General features: G+C 62.0%; 16 protein-coding genes and 1 pseudogene. 13 read left to right on the top strand and 4 right to left on the bottom strand.

Annotated features, from left to right (window positions below; all coding sequences use genetic code 11):
* Positions 1–84 precede the first annotated feature (84 nt).
* Together FHX11_RS22340 and FHX11_RS22335 are read right to left on the bottom strand one after the other, a co-directional pair.
* The gene (locus FHX11_RS22340) at positions 85–291 is read right to left on the bottom strand and encodes a DUF1737 domain-containing protein (RefSeq protein ID WP_184360991.1); all 207 of its coding nucleotides are present in this window, start codon (positions 289–291) and stop codon (positions 85–87) included.
* 23 nt (positions 292–314) lie between these two features.
* Positions 315–1,238: a CoA ester lyase gene (locus FHX11_RS22335; RefSeq protein ID WP_184360988.1), complete on the bottom strand. Its 924-nt coding sequence runs from the start codon at positions 1,236–1,238 to the stop codon at positions 315–317.
* Positions 1,239–1,363: 125 nt separating this feature from the next.
* On the opposite strand from FHX11_RS22335, the gene FHX11_RS22330 reads away from it, so the two are divergent.
* The 12 genes and pseudogenes from FHX11_RS22330 (at position 1,364) to FHX11_RS22280 (ending at position 11,081) form a co-directional block, all read left to right on the top strand.
* The gene (locus FHX11_RS22330) at positions 1,364–1,600 is read left to right on the top strand and encodes a hypothetical protein (protein ID WP_184361570.1); all 237 of its coding nucleotides are present in this window, start codon (positions 1,364–1,366) and stop codon (positions 1,598–1,600) included.
* A gap of 188 nt (positions 1,601–1,788) precedes the next feature.
* Positions 1,789–2,397, top strand: a complete 609-nt coding sequence (gene leuD / locus FHX11_RS22325; RefSeq protein ID WP_184360985.1) for a 3-isopropylmalate dehydratase small subunit — start codon at positions 1,789–1,791, stop codon at positions 2,395–2,397.
* 187 nt (positions 2,398–2,584) lie between these two features.
* Positions 2,585–3,403, top strand: a complete 819-nt coding sequence (locus tag FHX11_RS22320) for a sugar phosphate isomerase/epimerase family protein (RefSeq protein ID WP_184360982.1) — start codon at positions 2,585–2,587, stop codon at positions 3,401–3,403.
* 186 nt (positions 3,404–3,589) lie between these two features.
* Positions 3,590–4,702, top strand: a complete 1,113-nt coding sequence (gene leuB, locus FHX11_RS22315) for a 3-isopropylmalate dehydrogenase (RefSeq protein ID WP_184360979.1) — start codon at positions 3,590–3,592, stop codon at positions 4,700–4,702.
* Positions 4,703–4,804: 102 nt separating this feature from the next.
* A complete protein-coding gene (locus tag FHX11_RS22310) occupies positions 4,805–5,620 on the top strand; it encodes a phosphatase PAP2 family protein (RefSeq protein WP_184360976.1) in 816 nt (271 codons plus the stop codon).
* Positions 5,621–5,682: 62 nt separating this feature from the next.
* Complete coding sequence (lpxE, locus tag FHX11_RS22305) at positions 5,683–6,426, top strand: lipid A 1-phosphatase LpxE (protein WP_184360973.1); 744 nt, start codon at positions 5,683–5,685, stop codon at positions 6,424–6,426.
* A gap of 119 nt (positions 6,427–6,545) precedes the next feature.
* On the top strand, positions 6,546–6,839 hold the full coding sequence (locus tag FHX11_RS22300; protein ID WP_184360970.1) for a helix-turn-helix domain-containing protein: 294 nt from the start codon (positions 6,546–6,548) through the stop codon (positions 6,837–6,839).
* A gap of 160 nt (positions 6,840–6,999) precedes the next feature.
* Positions 7,000–7,749 (top strand): glucose 1-dehydrogenase, encoded by a 750-nt coding sequence (locus tag FHX11_RS22295; protein WP_184360967.1) that lies wholly within the window; start codon positions 7,000–7,002, stop codon positions 7,747–7,749.
* A gap of 284 nt (positions 7,750–8,033) precedes the next feature.
* Positions 8,034–8,543, top strand: coding sequence for a DNA starvation/stationary phase protection protein (locus FHX11_RS22290; RefSeq protein WP_184360965.1), 510 nt, complete (start codon positions 8,034–8,036; stop codon positions 8,541–8,543).
* Positions 8,543–8,766, top strand: a pseudogene (locus tag FHX11_RS29860) (hypothetical protein). Before FHX11_RS22290 ends, FHX11_RS29860 begins: the two are co-directional and overlap by 1 nt.
* Positions 8,767–8,876: 110 nt before the next feature.
* Positions 8,877–9,911, top strand: a complete 1,035-nt coding sequence (locus FHX11_RS22285) for an aspartate-semialdehyde dehydrogenase (protein ID WP_184360962.1) — start codon at positions 8,877–8,879, stop codon at positions 9,909–9,911.
* 348 nt (positions 9,912–10,259) lie between these two features.
* Entirely contained in the window at positions 10,260–11,081 is an 822-nt protein-coding gene (locus tag FHX11_RS22280; RefSeq protein WP_184360959.1) for a lytic transglycosylase domain-containing protein, read from the top strand.
* An 89-nt stretch (positions 11,082–11,170) separates the two neighbouring features.
* Here FHX11_RS22280 and FHX11_RS22275 read toward each other — a convergent pair whose 3' ends face one another.
* Both FHX11_RS22275 and pdxY read right to left on the bottom strand, forming a co-directional pair.
* Positions 11,171–11,812, bottom strand: coding sequence for a carbonic anhydrase (locus FHX11_RS22275; RefSeq protein WP_184360956.1), 642 nt, complete (start codon positions 11,810–11,812; stop codon positions 11,171–11,173).
* Positions 11,813–11,982: 170 nt separating this feature from the next.
* On the bottom strand, positions 11,983–12,858 hold the full coding sequence (gene pdxY / locus FHX11_RS22270) for a pyridoxal kinase PdxY (protein ID WP_184360953.1): 876 nt from the start codon (positions 12,856–12,858) through the stop codon (positions 11,983–11,985).
* Positions 12,859–13,148: 290 nt separating this feature from the next.
* Between pdxY and FHX11_RS22265 the strand changes: the two genes are divergently transcribed.
* A complete protein-coding gene (locus FHX11_RS22265; RefSeq protein ID WP_184360950.1) occupies positions 13,149–17,939 on the top strand; it encodes an NAD-glutamate dehydrogenase in 4,791 nt (1,596 codons plus the stop codon).
* The last annotated feature ends 4 nt before the right edge of the window (positions 17,940–17,943 follow it).

Raw genomic sequence — 17,943 nt, 5'->3', positions numbered from 1 at the left:
GACGCGCGGTCAAGCGCATTGGCCAATAGCTTGGTTCGCTCGTTATGGACAAGGGTCACGACGGCCTGCTCTGCTTTTTCCGTATCACTGCTCGGAAAGCTTCATCTCCGGATCGTAATCCTTGCCTACGACTTCTTTGACAACAGCCTGGCCGCACTGCATCACGCCGGTCGCGGCGTTGAAGCTGTAGGTCGGCGAGCCCGAGAGCTCCCAGCCCTTGTTCAGCGCGGCGGTCACCTTGTGGCAGAAGGAAGCGTCGTCGGGACCGGTGAGGAAGCGGTAGAGTTTCATCGAAGCATCTTTCGTAACATATTTCAGCCCTCAGCCTGTCGAAGGGCGGCGGAACGCTGCGCGATCAGGCGGGCTTTATGAACCAGTCTTTCCGCCTGGACAAGGTGCAGCCGCTCGACCATGCGCCCGTCAAGATTGACGACATTGAGAGTTGCGGCATCCGGTGCGGCGAAGGCGGCGATAATGGCTTTGGCCTCGGCAATCGCGGCCTCGTCCGGCCCGAAATGCCGGTTGGCCGCCTCGATCTGGTTCGGATGGATCAGCATCTTGCCGGCAAAACCCATGGCGCGGCCCTGGCCGCATTCGGCGTCCAAGGCTTCCGCATCCCTGAAATCGTTGAAGACGCTGTCGATGGCGTCGAGCCCATAGGCGCTGACGGCCAAAATCACCTGCATCAGCCAGGGCACGAGATAGGCGCGGCCGGGCTGCGGCAGCACCCCGGTTTCCTTGCGCAGATCGTTGAGGCCGACGACGAAGCAATCGAGCCGGCTTGCCGGCGTGCGTCCAGCCTCGGCGATGGCGGCCGCATTCAGGATGCCGCGCGGCGTCTCGATCATCGCCCAGATGCGCAGGCTCTCCGGTGCATCCGCCTCGGCAAGCCTGTCGCCGACATCGATCACATCCTGCGGTTCGTCGACCTTGGGCAGAAGCACCGCATCCGGTTCGAGCGCCAGCACCAGCTCCAGATCGTCGGCGCCGAAGCCAGACGACAGCGCATTGATGCGGATGATCCGCTCCTTGCCGACAGGCTTCGGCCCGGAGAAAAAGGCCCGCAGGTTCTCGCGTGCTTCCGCCTTCTTCTCCGGCGCCACCGAATCCTCGAGATCGAAGATGACCGCATCGCAATCGAGACCGGCTATCTTTTCAAGCGCCCGGCGATTGATCGCGGGGACGCTCAGCACAGAACGGCGCAGGCTGATGGGACGGAGAGGGGTGGCTCTACTCATCCTCCACTTCTGCCGCGCTTTCGATCGTCAGGCAAGATGACAACGGCAAGACAACAAAAAGCCATGCTCCTCTTGCAGAGGGAAGGAGAGAGGACCACATTTCCATGAGTAGAGAGGTCTCGACCATGCAGAATATCCGCTCCCTGTTCATCGCGCTTGCCGGCATCACCGTGTTTGCCGCCATGGCGCTGTTCACCGTTTCGCTGACGCTGGCCGTCGGCGGCATCCTCACCGTCCTCCTGGCTGCCCGCGCGATTTCGCTGCGGATGAAGCCGGCTCCGGTGCGCGCCAAGGCGAACAACGCTCAGCAGCGCGAGATGCGCGTCTGGAACGACGGCCGCGGCACGATCATCGACCTTTGAGGGCCGGATCGAGGCAGGGCGACGCCTTGCGGCTCCCCGGCGCGCCGGGGGACGCACATTCCTGAAGGGCAGGGGTGCGGCTATAGCGCCCGCTTTTAGAGCATTTCCAAGATTCCCCTTCAATTTTGGCCGGATTTGCTCTATTGGCAGGATAATTCGTGCGTAGACGAAAATTGAAGGCAGGACCTATGGACAAGTTCGTGAAATTGACCGGTGTCGCGGCACCGCTTCCGGTCGTCAATGTCGATACCGACATGATCATCCCGAAGGATTATCTGAAGACCATCAAGCGCACCGGTCTCGGCAAGGGTCTGTTCGCCGAAGCCCGCTACAATGAGGATGGCTCGCCGAACCCGGATTTCGTGCTGAACAAGCCGGCCTACCAGAACGCCAAGATCCTCGTCGCCGGCGACAATTTCGGCTGCGGCTCCTCGCGCGAACACGCGCCCTGGGCACTGCTCGACTTCGGCATCCGCTGCGTCATCTCGACCAGCTTCGCCGACATCTTCTACAACAACTGCTTCAAGAACGGCATCCTGCCGATCAAGGTCAGCCAGGAAGATCTCGACAAGCTGATGGACGATGCCGCGCGCGGCTCCAACGCCATCCTGACGGTCGATCTGGAAAACCTCGAAATCACCGGCCCGGACGGCGGTTCGCTCAAGTTCGAACTCGACGAATTCAAGCGCCACTGCCTGCTGAACGGCCTCGACGATATCGGCCTGACGCTGGAAAAGGGCAAGGCCATCGACAGCTTCGAGAAGTCGAACGCCGCCTCGCGCCCCTGGGCCGCCTGAGCGGTTTCATCATCCTATTCGCATGCCGAAGCCGGGCCTTCCAGCCCGGCTTTTTCTTTGCTCTATCGGAAGAACAGGGGGCCGGGCCGCCTGTAATATGCCCGACAAAAAGAAGGTCCATATAGGTCTGCAGAGCCCATCGGGCCTCTCCCGCCCTCGATTTCCTCCTCCCCACTGGAGCATCCCCATGACCTCCCTTCCCATTGTCGGCGCCGCCATGACGCTTGACGACGTCGAAACCCATCGCAACTGGCTGCTGGAAAAGCCGCGCGACCTGGAATTGCAGAGCTTCGTCGAGGCCGAGGTCCTGAACGGCGACTGGGCACCGCTGGCCGAGCGCGCCCGCAAACTGCTTGACGGCCACCAGGGCCGCCTCGGCATCCACGGCCCGTTCTGGGGCTTTGTCATCGCCTCGCAGGACCCGGAGATCCGCGCGGTCGTCTCCAGGCGCTTCCTGCAGGCGCTCGACGTCTGCGCCAATATCGCCGCCACGCAGATGGTCATCCATAGCCCCTACACGTCCTGGTCCTACAACAACCTCGACAACAACAGGGGCGAGCGCGAAAAGATCATCGAATATACGCATCTGACGCTGAAGGAGGCCGTCAGGCGCGCCGAGGACATCGGGCTCACCATGGTCATCGAGAATATCGAGGACAAGGACCCGCATATCCGCGTCGGCTTGGCCGACAGCTTCAATTCGCCGGCCGTCGCCGTGTCGATCGACACCGGCCACGCCCAATATGCCCATGGCTACACCGGCGCTCCGCCGGTCGATTACTACGTCCACGCCGCCGGCAACCGCCTGCAGCATGTCCATTTGCAGGATGCGGACGGCTATGCCGACCGCCACTGGAGCCTGGGCGAGGGCAACATCCACTGGCGCGCCGTCTTCGCCGCCCTTGCCAGGCTCGACAGCAATCCGCGGCTGATCATCGAGATCAAGGACAAATCGAAGATCCCGGCATCGGCAGCCTATCTGGCCTCGCTGGGGTTGGCTGAGTAGGACTAAGGCAAAGCAAACCACCCGCCCTCGTGGTGAGGAGGCCCAAAGGGCCATCTCGAACCACGAGGGCGGGTGGTTACTCTCAAAAGCCCGAAAACCGTACCGTTTCGTCTCCTTCCTCGCTTGAAAAGCCGCATTTGCAGGTCTAAGAACCCGCAACTTGTTTCTTTTGCGGAGGCTTTTCCCATGACAGTGCGCAATCTCTTCCTCCTGCCGGGCGACGGCATCGGTCCCGAAGCCATGGGCGAAGTTCGCAAGATCATCGCCTATATGAACGAGGCGAAGAATGCCGGTTTCGTCACCGACGAGGGCCTGGTCGGCGGCAGCGCCTATGACGCGCATGGCGCGGCGATCTCCGATGCTGATATGGCCAAGGCGATGGCTGCCGATGCCGTGCTCTTCGGCGCCGTCGGCGGCCCGAAGTGGGATAGCGTGCCCTACGAAGTGCGCCCGGAAGCCGGCCTCTTGCGCCTGCGCAAGGATCTGCAGCTGTTTGCCAACCTGCGCCCGGCCATCTGCTACCCTGCGCTGGCATCGGCCTCCTCGCTGAAGCCGGAGCTGGTCGAAGGCCTCGATATCCTGATCGTGCGCGAACTCACCGGCGGCGTCTATTTCGGCGAGCCGAAGGAGATCATCGACCTCGGCAACGGCCAGAAGCGCGGCATCGACACCCAGGTCTACGACACCTACGAGATCGAGCGCATCGCCGGCGTCGCCTTCGAACTGGCGCGCACCCGCAACAATCGCGTCTGCTCGATGGAAAAGCGCAACGTCATGAAGTCCGGCGTGCTCTGGAACCAGGTCGTCACCGCGACGCATAAGGAAAAATACGCCGACGTGCAGCTCGAGCATATGCTCGCCGACGCCGGCGGCATGCAGCTCGTGCGCCAGCCGAAGCAGTTCGACGTCATCGTCACCGACAACCTCTTCGGCGACATGCTCTCCGACGTCGCCGCCATGCTGACCGGCTCGCTCGGCATGCTGCCGTCCGCTTCGCTCGGCGCTCCGGATGCCAAGACCGGCAAGCGCAAGGCGCTCTACGAGCCCGTGCACGGCTCGGCACCCGATATCGCCGGCAAGGGCATCGCCAACCCGATCGCCATGATCGCCTCCTTCGCCATGTGCCTGCGCTACTCCTTCGGTCTCGTTTCCGAAGCCGATGCGCTGGAAAAGGCGATCGCCAACGTCCTCGACAGCGGCATCCGCACAGGCGACATCATGTCACCGGGCAGCCGCCAGGTCGGCACCGCCGAAATGGGCGACGCCATCCTCGCCGAATTCAAGGCGCTCTCGGCATAAATCGCCAGCTATATTTCACGTGAAACATCAAAGCCCTCGTTCCTGGTCGCGGAGCGGGGGCTTTTTGTTGAACTGAACCCCATCGCCCCCTATGTCCCTGAGATGGATACGGAAACGACACCGCCGCCGGACAACGCGACCCCGAGGCAATCATCGCCCTGGCGCAGGCTGGCGCGGCGCTATGCGCTCCGCCGGAACAGGCATCGGCCTCTTCCCTGGCTCGGCTATGCGCTGACCACCATCAATATCGTCGTCCTCGCCCTCCTGATCTTCGATGCGCCGCTCGGGGAGGCGGCAATGGATCTTTCGCCGCGACTGATCGCGATCGCCGGCGCCGTCACCGATATCGGCAGGCTCGCCTGGATTCTCGCCGCCGCCATCGTCGCACTTGCCCTCGGCCTCCTGCTTACGTGGCGGTTTTCGCGGGCGCAGGGCCGCTATCATGCCGCCCGTCTCGTCCGCAAGGTGGCCTATGTCGGCCTTTCCGTCCTGGCCGCCAGCATCGTCGTGCATATCCTCAAATATGCGATCGGCCGGGCACGGCCGCCGCTATACGGCCAATACGGCATTTTCGGCTTCGAACCCTTTCACGGCGATTTCCTGTTCCAGAGTTTTCCCTCGGCCCATTCGGCACATGTGGGTGCGCTTTTCGCCGCGCTCGCCCTGCTTTTCCCGCGCTTCCGGCTGCTGTTCGCCGGCATCGGCCTCTGGCTCGGGGCGACCCGCATCATCATCGGCGTGCATTATCCGAGCGACGTCGCCGCCGGCCTGGCGCTTGGCGCCTGGGTCGCTTTCGCCGTCGCAATCCTGTTTTCCCGCTTCGGCCTGGTCTTTTCCACCGGACGGGACGGCTGGCCCAAACCGCGCCCGCGATTCGACTTGCCTGTCGATCGTCGCAAATTCGTAAAAAAACTGTAGCAGGAGCCTGCTACGGCTGATCCGGGATTGGGATCAAACATATCGACGACAGGCGGTGGGGCATGCAGGCGATCTTGACGTCTCTCGACAGGCGTTGGCGACGGAACACGAGAGGCTTCGCGCCGTCGCATTGGAATATCTGCCTGTTCCTGACCGCCAATATCGTCCTGCTCGCCGCGCTACTCTTCGACTGGCCGGTCGGCGCCAATATCAGGAACATGGCGCCGCCCATCCATTTCTTCGGCAAGATGCTGACCAGCTTCGGCGAATCCGGCTGGCTCATCCTGATCAGCGCCTTCCTGTTCTTTGAGGGCTGGGCCGGTAGCCGGCTATTGCAATCGGCCCGCTGTCGCTGCCAGGCGCTGCGCATCTGCCAGATCGGCGGCTATCTGCTGACCACGATCGCGCTTTCCGGCATCATCGCCAACCTGCTGAAGCGCGCCATCGGCCGCGCCCGGCCGACGCATTTCGAGGATTGGGGTCCCTTCGGCTTTTCGCCCTTCAACGGCCATGCCAGCTTCGAAAGCTTCCCCTCCGGTCATGCCACCACCATCGGCGCCTTCTTCGTGGCGCTCGCTTTCCTGTTTCCGCGCTATCGCTATATCTTCATTGCCTGCGCCCTGTGGCTCGCCACCACGCGCGTGATGATCGGCGCGCATTATCCGAGCGACGTCATCGCCGGCCTGGCGCTGGGCGGCTGGTTCTCCTTCATGACCGCCATCGTCTATTCCCGCTACGGCCTGCTCTTCCGCATCGGCGCAACCGGCTGGCCGGTGCCGAGACTGCCGCTGCTGAAGGGGAAGTAGCCGATTTATCATGCCGCCCCATCTGCCGCCTCGCATGGTTGCCAAGCATCCCCCGCATTCATATATCTGAAGCGGTGAATCTGCGGGAAATCCATCCCGCCTGCGACATGGCAAAGACGATGAGCGAGACCGGACAGATACGATTGAGCGAGCGACAGATGGGGCTGATTGCCCGCGCGCTCGCCGAACCGCGTCGTGTCCAGATGCTGAAAGAGATCGGCGGCACCGCCGATCCGATGCCCTGCAGCGTGCTGACGCAATGCCACGCCGTCAGCGCCGCCACGATTTCCCATCACCTCAAGGAACTCGAAAACGCCGGTCTCATCGAGATCCTGCGGGATGGCAAATTCGCAAGCCTCGTGCTGCGCCGCGACATCCTGAATGCCTATATGGCGGAACTCGCCAATATCTGACGATTCTTTCTTGCATGTCGCACTCTCTCCGCCCTTGCATCAGTTAGATGATTATCTAAATATCAAATTGACGGGATGAAGGCCGCTACCTTGGGGCCTCGTTTACGCCAATAATTCGATAATTGTACAACCATCTAACAATATCTCGACAGGAGATGACATGAGCAAGCTAGCAGGCAAGGTCGCGATCGTGACCGGAGCATCGAAGGGGATCGGCGCAGGCATCGCCAAGGCATTTGGCGAAGCGGGCGCGTCGGTCGTGGTCAATTACGCATCGAGCCGGGAAGGCGCCGACAAGGTCGTGGCCGAAATCACCGCCAAGGGCGGCAAGGCGATCGCGGCTCATGGCGATGTTTCGAAATCCGCCGATGTGAAGCGGCTTTTTGCCGAAACCAAGGAAGCCTTCGGCGGCGTCGACATCCTCGTCAACAATGCCGGCGTCTATAAATTCGCGCCGCTCGAAGAGATCACCGAAGAGGAATTCCACCGCGAATTCGACATCAACGTCCTCGGCACATTGCTGACGACACAGGAAGCGGTGAAACATTTCGGACCGGATGGCGGCAATGTCATCAACATCGCCTCGAACGCCGTCACCCTGAACCTGCCGACCGCCGCGGTCTATACCGCCACCAAGGCGGCCGTGACATCGATCACCCAGATCCTCGCCAAGGAACTCGGTCCGCGCAACATCCGCGTCAACACCATCTCGCCGGGCGGCGTCGAGACCGAAGGCGTGCACGCCGCCGGCATCATCGGCACCGATTTCGAAAAGCATCTGGTTTCGCAAACGCCGCTCGGTCGCCTCGGCCAGCCCACGGATATCGCTCCGATCGCCGTCTTCCTGGCTTCGAAGGATTCCGGCTGGCTGACCGGTGAAACCCTCTATGCAGGCGGTGGCCTGAAATAAGCCTGCATAAGCTTCTGCCGCCTCCCTCCCGTACGAGGGGGCGGCCTCCTTGGCGCCGGGACAATCCGTCCCCGCTACATTAGCGAGCGATTGCCAAAGCCTCTCCATCTTCATACTATCATTGACGTTCGGGTCTTCCGCCGATCACCGCAGCCGGTTTTGCCGTGACATGCTCAGGACAAATCCCGCCCGCCGCATGATCCCAAACAACAGCGAACGTCATACAACTCCGCTAAAACCTCTCGGCGATCGCTGATGCGAACAATGAAACGGAGCACATCATCATGAGCAGCGCCAATACAAGATCGAAACTGGGCACCCGTACCAATCTCAGCGAAGATGCGACACGCGATATCTCGGCGGCGCTGAGCGCCCTGCTGGCCGATGTCTTTGCCCTTTATCTCAAGACCAAGAATTTTCATTGGCATATGAGCGGTCCGCATTTCCGCGATTATCACCTGCTGCTCGATGAACAGGGCGACCAGATCTTCGCCATGACCGACCCGATGGCCGAGCGGGCCAGGAAGATCGGCGGCACGACGCTGAGATCGATCGGCCAGATCGCCAGGCTGCAGCGCATTCCCGACAATGACGCCGACTATGTCGATCCGCAGGACATGCTGGCCGAATTGGCCGACGACAATCTGAAGCTTTCGGCCGAAATCCGCGCCGTCCACGATGTCTGCGACGAATATGGCGACATCGCCACCGCCAGCCTGCTGGAAAATTGGCTGGACGAGACGGAGCGCCGCACCTGGTTCCTGTTCGAATCCACCCGCAACAGCAACCGCTGATGGCCGCAGAGGAGACAAACTTGGCGTTCCCGCCGACGCGGGAACGCAAAATCCTTGACTCCTGTGGAAAACATCTTAGAACCGGCGGCGGAAAAGGAAGGCTTCCATGCTTCGCTTCGAACAGATCGATAGCTTCAGCCACCTGGCGCGATTTGCCGGGCAGGATGTCTATTTTCCGGTTTCTTCCAAAACCAAGGCCAAAACGACGACGAAAACCGTCTGACGTCTCTGGCCTGCCGCTCTCTCCCCGGCCCGGCCGGGGACAGGAACCGGCCGTCATGGCTGTGGTTCCCCCCTCGACCAAGAGGAGAGAAGAGAAAGAGAGCTTGTGAAATGGGTTTCAAAGTTGCAGTAGCGGGCGCGACCGGAAATGTAGGCCGCGAAATGCTCAACATCCTGTCCGAACGCGGTTTTCCGGCTGACGAGGTCGTCGCGCTGGCATCGGCGCGCTCGCAGGGCACCGAAGTGTCCTTCGGCGACCGGACGCTGAAGGTTTCGAACCTGGAGAACTATGATTTCTCCGACACCGACATTTGCCTGATGTCGGCCGGCGGCGATGTGTCCAAGAAGTTCTCGCCGAAGATCGGCGCCCAGGGCTGCGTCGTCATCGACAACTCCTCGGCCTGGCGCTATGACGCCGACGTGCCGCTGATCGTGCCGGAAGTCAATCCGGACGCCGTCACCCAGTTCACCAAGCGCAACATCATCGCCAACCCGAATTGCTCGACCGCGCAGCTCGTCGTGGCCCTGAAGCCGCTGCACGACTTCGCCAAGATCAAGCGCGTCGTCGTCTCGACCTATCAGTCCGTTTCCGGCGCCGGCAAGGACGGCATGGACGAGCTGTTCAACCAGACCCGCGCCGTCTTCGTCGCCGACCCGATCGAAGCGAAGAAGTTCACCAAGCGCATCGCCTTCAACGTCATTCCGCATATCGATAGCTTCATGGAAGACGGCTACACCAAGGAAGAGTGGAAGGTGCTGGCCGAAACCAAGAAGATGCTCGATCCGAAGATCAAGGTCACCTGCACGGCTGTCCGCGTGCCGGTCTTCATCGGCCATTCGGAATCGGTCAATATCGAGTTCGAAAACGAGATCACCGCCGATCAGGCCCGTGACATCCTGCGCGAGGCGCCGGGTTGCCTCGTCATCGACAAGCGCGAGAACGGCGGCTACATCACGCCTTACGAGTCCGCCGGCGAGGATGCCACCTACATCTCGCGCATCCGCGAAGACGCGACCGTCGAGAACGGCCTCAACCTCTGGGTCGTCTCCGACAACCTGCGCAAGGGTGCCGCGCTCAACGCCATCCAGATCGCCGAACTGCTCGTCAATCGTGGCCTGATCAAGCCGCGCAAGCAGGCTGCATAAGCGTTTGTAAACCAATTTACGGTTTATAAACCTTGGCCAATTAATCAGAGCATGAGCAAAAGCCTCGCCATTTCCGACCGAAAGGCGGGGCTTTTGCAGATATTTGAGCAATTCCAGGAAAAGTGCGCAGCGGTTTTCCGTCTGGAATTGCGTTCAACAAGAACCTAGAGCGACCATGTTTCACGCGAAGCGAAAACATCGATCGCTAAAATGTGTTGATGACAGAACCGTCGGATGCTGGCATGGTCCGGTGGCGACAAGACCGCGCAAGGGCCTGGAAATAGGGGGGCACCGCGCTTTTCAAAACGTTGCCGCGTTCTGCGCGCGGTGAGAATTCGGGGACCTAGAATGCGCATCACCAAGTCTGTAATGGCAGCTCTCATGGCGGGCGGGTTGCTGTTGACGGCACCATTTGCGGCCAATGCCGCCTCTTGCGGCAACACCTCAGCCGGTTTCGAGAACTGGGTGCGGGAATTCAAGCAGGAAGCGCAGGGTCAGGGCATCAGCCCCTCCGTCCTCGACCGGGCTTTCGCCAACGTCCATTACAATCAGCCGACCATCCGTGCCGACCGTGGCCAGAAGAGCTTCAAGCTCTCCTTCGAAGAATTCATGAAGAAGCGCGGCGGCCAGACCATCATCAGCCGCGGCAAGAGCATGAAGCAGGCCAATGCCGCCCTGTTCTCGAGGATCGAGAAGCGCTACGGCGTTCCCGCCGGCCCGATCATCGCCATCTGGGGCATGGAAACCGGCTTCGGCAGCTTCATGGGCGACCAGCATACGCTCTCGGCGGTATCGACGCTTGCCTATGACTGCCGCCGCTCGGCCTACTTCACCGATCAGCTCTATGCCGCTCTCAAGCTTGTCGGCGAGGGCTATCTGAGCCCGTCGGCACGCGGTGCCGCCCATGGCGAAATCGGCCAGACGCAGTTCATGCCGAAGAACGTCGTTCTCTATGGCGTCGACGGCGATGGTGACGGAAAAGTCGACCTCGTCGGCTCGCGCGCCGATGCGCTGTCATCGACCGCAAACTTCCTCAGGGGCCATGGCTGGCAGCCGGGCGCTCCCTACCAGCCGGGCGAACCGAATTTCGCGGCGATCGGTGGCTGGAACGATGCAAGCGTCTATCAGCAGGCGATCGCCTATATCGGCAAACAAATCGACGGCCAATAATCGCAACCGCACGAAATCAAAAAAGGCGCTCCGACCATCGGGTGGGAGCGCCTTTTTCGTTTGATCTATTGCCTTGTCAGGCGTCGCGGTCAGACGTCGGGCCGGATGAAATCGAGAGTCTTGGCGTCCATCACCCAAAGTTCGCCGGTCGAGATATCGAACCAGGCACCGTGCAGGTTCAATTTTCCTTCTTCCTCCAGCACCTTGATTTCGGGGAAGCTGCGGAGATTGTTGAGCGAATTGCGGATCGAGATACGCTCCAGCGCCGTCTGCCGCTCGGCCGGCGTCATGATGTCGTTGCTCTGGATCTGCTCCGCCGCCGGCTTCACCAGGGCCATCCATCGGCCGATGAAATCGCCCGGCGACAGCGGCTCGGCATTGGGATCGAGCGCAGCCCGAATGCCGCCGCAGCGGCCATGGCCCATGACGACGATGTCGGAGACCTTCAGCGACTGTACCGCAAATTCCAGCGCCGCCGAAGTGGCATGGAAATGACCGTCCGGCTCATAGGGCGGCACCATGTTGGCGACATTGCGGATGACGAATAGCTCGCCCGGTCCGGCATCGAAGATGATCTCCGGCGCCGCGCGGGAGTCGCAACAGGCAATCACGAGGGTCGAGGGGTTCTGGCCGGTTTCAGCAAGACTGCGATAGCGTTCGCGCTCGTCCGCATAACGCCCGCTCATGAAGTTGCGATAACCGTTCAGAAGAGAGTTGGGAAAGCTGTCCATGGAGATTGAATTACAGCGCGCCGCCGCGGATGGCAACTGTTTATGGCAGTGCAAAATCCTGGAGCAGGCCGCGCAAAACTGCGCAGCGACTTTGCGACCACGACATGCGCAAAATCAAAGACCTAATGCGCGAGAAGCAAATCTGAGGGATCGCGACGCGCTTCAGGCCCTCAGCTCTTGCGCCGCTGCGCCGGATGCATGAGCCTGCGCATCTGCACCATCGCCATCGGCGTCGACAGGCTGGCGGCATCGGCAGCCAGCGTCAGCTCGTCGCTGCCGCGCTTGACCGCGCGCGCCAGCACCTCATACACGCTGGCCGTGGTCAATTGCAGGGCCCGCTCTTCCTCCATGCCCGACAGGAGCCGTGACAGGAATACGGCGGACAACAGGTCGCCGAGCCCGTTCGGCGCGCCCTCGATGCTGCGATGTTCGGCCAGCAGGGCATTGCGGCCGCTGAGATAGAGATTGCCGATGCCGCCGGCCATCATCGGCACCGCCGAGGTTACCAGCATGCGCGACGGCCCTAGCGCGAGCGCCGCTTCCATGATGGCGTTATTGTCGTCCAGCGGCGCGCCGGAGAGCCAGGCAAGCTCGTAACGGTTCGGCGTCGCCAGGGAGGCGAGCGGAATGAGCTCATCGCGAATCGCCACCGCCGTCGCTTCCGGCACGTAAAGCCCGCCGGCATCGCCGATGACCGGATCGCAGGCATAGAAAAGGTCGGGATTCTTTTCCCTGAGCGCCGTTACCAGCCGGGCGACCGAACGCGCCTGCGCGGCATTGCCGAAATAGCCCGACAGCACCGCCTTCACCTCCGGCAGCCAGGGCGCGGCGATAAGATCGTCGATGGCGTGGTCGAAGTCCGTCTCGTTAAAGGTCAGCCGCGTCGAACGGCCATGGCCGGGATGCCAGGGCAGGACGATGGTCGGCAGGGCCCAAACGGGATGGCCGAGCGTCTCCAGCGCGAAGACGGCGGCGCGGTTGCCGACCGATCCCCTGACGACATGGCTGGAGATGACGATAACGGCGCCCGCCGACATATCCGACATGATGCTTGATTCCAGTTTCGATTTCCGGCCTCGATGGCCTTGTGATGAGCCCTTTGTCGCCATTCTGTCAACCGCACTTCACAGAGTCATGAAAACCTCTGTTGAAACACGGTCATCGACGGTACAGTCTCCCCTTACGCGCTTTCAGCCGAGATCACGCAATTCGGCAAGATTCTTCAAAAATTGAAGCGCTTTTGGTCAAAAAGCGATCAAAACCGCATTCATTTTGCCAGTTTTTTCGATAAATCTTCTGATAATGTGCCAAAAATCTTGAAAACCGGAGGAATTTCATGTCGTCTAGGACCAATCCCAAACGGGAAAAACAGATCGAGGCGGCACGCAAGATCGCCGCGGCGACCGGGGAGCCGCATCTTGATCCGGAAATCCTGTTCGGCCGGGCGAGCAATGACGACATGGAGCGTTATAGCCCGGAAATGCTCGCCCTGGCGGCCGTGCATGCGGCACGCGAACTGGCGGCCTGGAGCGGCGCATCCCCCCGCGTCACCATCGAGCAGGTTGCCAATATCGATCCCGATGGCGTAGCCGTATCGATCCTGTCGATCACCGACCACAACATGCCCTTCCTCTACGAATCGATCATGGGCGAGGTGACGAGCAGCTACCGCGACCTCTTCATGGCGGTCCACCCGATCCTGGTCGTCGAAGACGGCAAGCAGCCGAGCCTCTATTCAGCCGACCGCCCAAGCGATCCCGCCCATCGCGTCAGCCATATCCAGCTGCATTTGACGCCGCTGACCACGGCTCTGGCGGCGGATCTGATCAAGCGGATACAGACGGTCCTCGACCAGACGCATTTGACCGTGGCCGACTGGAAGCCGATGCTGGCGCGGCTCGACACCGTCATCTCCGAGCTTTCCGTCTATGAGGCGAACGGTCGCCGCAGGGCGGACCGCGACGAGGCGCTGGCCTTCCTCGCCTGGCTGCGCGACGGCAATTTCACCTTCCTCGGCATGCGCGAATACGTCTATTCCGGCAAGGGCGCCAACGCCAAGGTGGAGCGCGACCGCGGCACCGGCCTCGGCATCCTCTCCAATCCGGATGTGCTCGTGCTACGCCAGGGCAAGGACGCCGTCACCACCACGCCGGAAATCCTCGCCTTTCTCGACGGCCCCGATTTCCTGATCGTCACCAAGGCCAACGTCAAATCGGTCGTCCATCGCCGCGCCTATATGGATTATGTCGGCGTCAAGCGCTTCGATGCCGAGGGCAACGTCACCGGCGAATTGCGCATCGTCGGCCTCTTCACCTCGACCGCCTATACCAATGCCGCCACCGAAGTGCCGCTGCTGCGCTCGAAGGTGCAGAAGGTCAAGGATCATTTCGGCTTCGACCCCACCAGCCATTCCGGCCGCATGCTGGAAAACACGCTGGAATCCTACCCGCGCGACGATCTCTTCCAGATCGACACGACGCTGCTCGCGAGCTTTGCCGAGCAGATCAACGACCTGACCGACCGGCCGCATGTCCGCGCCCTGCCGCGCATCGATCATTTCGACCGCTTCGTTTCCGTCATCGTCTATGTGCCGCGCGAAGAATATGATTCCGTCGTCCGCGAGAAGATCGGCAACTATCTGAAGACCGTCTATGACGGTCGCGTCTCCGCCTATTATCCGGCTTTCCCGGAGGGCGGCGTGGCGCGCGTGCATTTCATCATCGGCCGCAGCGGCGGCAAGACGCCGCATATTTCGCAGGCCAAGCTCGAGGAGGCGATCCGCGCCATCACCGCCCGCTGGGACGAGCGCTTCGTCATGCTCGCCGGGCCGAAGGCGCCGCGCATCTCCGTGAGCCAGGCCTTCCAGGAAGCCTTCACGCCCGAGGATGCCGTCGCCGATCTGCCGGATATCACGGCAACCGCCGGCGACGAGCCGATCCGCATCGCCTTCTACGTCCGCAAGGACGAGGGCAACGATATCCTCTCGCTGAAGATCTTCCACGGCCGGGGCAATCTGGCGCTGTCGCGCCGCGTGCCGCTGCTCGAAAACCTCGGCTTCAACGTCATCAGCGAGCGCACCTTCGACATCTATGTCACGGCCAAGGACGACACGACCGGCCATGTGGTGCTCCATGACATGGAACTGGAAGCCCGCAGCGGCGCGACAATCGATCTCGCCCGCCATGGCGCGGCGCTGGAGGAAGCCTTCCTCGCTGCCTTCGGCGGCACGATCGACAATGACGCCTTCAACCGGCTGATCGTCTCCGCCGATCTCTCTGCCCGCGAGACCAATGTCCTGCGCGCCTATGCCCGCTATCTCCGCCAGGCCGGCATCGCCTATTCGCAGGACTATATCGCCGCCACGCTGGACAAATATCCGCGCATCGCCGCCTCGCTCTTCCGCCTGTTCCACGACACGCTCGACCCCAGGCTCAACGACAAGAACCGCACGAAGAAGCTCGGCGAACTGCACGCAGCCATCGAATCCGGGCTTGCCGATGTTCCGAGCCTCGACGACGACCGCATCCTGCGCCGCTACGTCAACGCCATCGACGCGACACTGCGCACCAACTATTTCCAGAAGAACCCCGACGGCACGCCGAAGGCGATGCTGGCCTTCAAGCTCGATCCGAAGCTGCTGGACGGCCTGCCCGAGCCGCGTCCTTTCCGTGAAATCTTCGTCTATGGCGTCGAGGTGGAAGGCGTGCACCTGCGCTTTGGGAAGGTGGCACGCGGCGGTCTGCGCTGGTCGGACCGCGCCGAGGATTACCGCACCGAAGTGCTCGGCCTCGTCAAGGCGCAGCAGGTGAAGAACGCCGTCATCGTACCTGTTGGCGCCAAGGGCGGCTTCTATCCGAAGAAGCTGCCAGTTGGCGGCAGCCGCGACGAGGTCTTCAATGCCGGCCGCGAGGCCTACAAGACCTATATCCGTACGCTGCTGTCGATCACCGACAACATCTCTGGCGCCGATATCATTGCACCGCCGGATACGGTGCGGCTGGATGGCGACGACCCCTATTTCGTCGTTGCCGCCGACAAGGGAACCGCCACCTTCTCCGACACCGCCAATGCGCTGGCGCAGGAAGCCGGCTTCTGGCTGGACGACGCCTTCGCTTCGGGCGGCTCGGCCGGCTACGACCATAAGAAGATGGGCATCACCGCCCGCGGCGCCTGGGAAACCGTCAAGCGGCACTTCCGCGAAATGGACATCGACATCCAGACGACGCCGTTTTCCGTCGTCGGCGTCGGCGACATGTCCGGCGACGTCTTCGGCAACGGCATGCTGCTGTCGCCGAAGATCCGCCTGATCGCCGCCTTCGACCATCGCGACATCATCATCGACCCCGATCCGGACATGGCAAAGACGCTGGCAGAACGGCAGCGCCTCTTCGACCTGCCGCGTTCGAGCTGGCAGGATTTCAACAAGTCCGTCCTGTCGAAGGGCGCGATGATCATCTCGCGTTCGGCGAAATCGGTGACGCTGACACCGGAAGCGGCAGCCGCGATCGGCATCGACAAGACAGTTGCCACCCCCTTCGAAATCATGACGGCGATCCTGAAAGCCCCCGTGGACCTGCTCTGGTTCGGCGGCATCGGCACCTATGTCAAGGCGCCGGCCGAAACCGATTCGGAAGTCGGCGACCGCGCCAATGACCCGATCCGCATTACGGCCGAAGAGGTCCGCGCCAGGGTGATCGGCGAGGGCGCCAATCTCGGCGTCACCCAGAAGGGCCGCATCGCCTACGGCCTGAAAGGCGGGCGTTGCAACTCCGACGCCATCGACAACTCCGCCGGCGTCAACACCTCCGACGTCGAGGTCAACATCAAGATCGCCCTTGCCTCGGCCATGTTCGACGGCCGCCTGACGCGGGCAAAACGCGACACGCTGCTGGCATCGATGACCGACGAGGTGGCCGCGCTGGTGTTGCGCAACAACTATCTGCAGTCCCTGGCGATCTCGCTTACCGAGCGCAAGGGCACCGGCAACGGCCTGGAGCTCAGCCGCTTCATGAGCGTGCTGGAAGCGGCCAAGCAACTCAACCGCAAGGTCGAGACCCTGCCCGACGACCAGACCTTTGCCGAGCGTTACGCCAACGGACGGCCGCTGACCCGCGCCGAAATCGGCGTCCTTCTCTCCTATGCCAAGATCGTCCTCTTCGATGCGCTCGCCGCCAGCGACCTGCTCGACGATCCCTATTTCGCCGCAACCCTCAGCCGCTATTTCCCGGCGAAGATGCAGCGCTCCAATGCCGGCGATATCGCCGGCCACCGCCTGCGCCGCGAGATCATCGCGACGGTGCTGGCGAACGAGGCGATCAATCGCGGCGGGCCGGGTTTCGCCGTCAGCATGATGGATGCGACGGCGGCGTCGGCCGCCGAAGTGGTCAAGGCCGCCGTGCTCGCCCGCGACGGCTTCGATCTCGATCGGCTCTGGAACGAAACCGATGCGCTTGATGGCAAGGTCGGCGGCCAGACGCAGAACCGCGTCTATGGCGAGATCACCGAAGTCTATACGGCGCTCACCCGCCTGCTATTGAAGACGAGCGCCGCCAAGGGCGATATCGGTGAAACCATTAGCCGGCTTCAAGCGGCCTGGAAAAAACTGCGGCCTGTCTTCCTCAGCCATATCCCGGCGGATTTCGCGGCGGAAATCGCAACACGCCAGGCCGATTACGAGGCCGCCGGCCTGCCGGAAAAGCTGGCGGCGGAAATCGCGACGATCTATGCCCTCGTGCTGGTGCCGGAAATCATGCAGATCGCCGAGCGCACCGGCGATACGCTGAACCGCGCCGCCGAAAGCTATTTCACCGTGTCGCAAACCTTCCGCGTCGGCAGGCTGCTGCTGGCCGGCAGCCGCATCGTCACCAGCGACCACTATGAGAGCCTCGCCCTGGCGCGCAGCCTCGACCAGATTGCCGGCGCCCGCCGCGACATCGTCATCTCGGCGCTGTCGAACCATCCGAAGGACAAGCAGCCGGTACAGGCATGGCATGCGGAGGATCGCATCCGCATCAACCGCATCGCCGAGGAGCTGGCCGGCCTCAGCGAAAGCGGCGATCCGAACCTCGCCCGCATCACCGTCGCCGCCGGTCTGCTGACCGACCTTGCGCACGACCGGGCAAGGTGAGACA

This window comes from Rhizobium sp. BK602, from assembly GCF_014195095.1.
In the GTDB taxonomy this organism is placed as follows: domain Bacteria; phylum Pseudomonadota; class Alphaproteobacteria; order Rhizobiales; family Rhizobiaceae; genus Rhizobium.
Note: the sequence above shows the minus strand (reverse complement) of the source record. Positions and strands in the feature narration are given on the sequence as shown.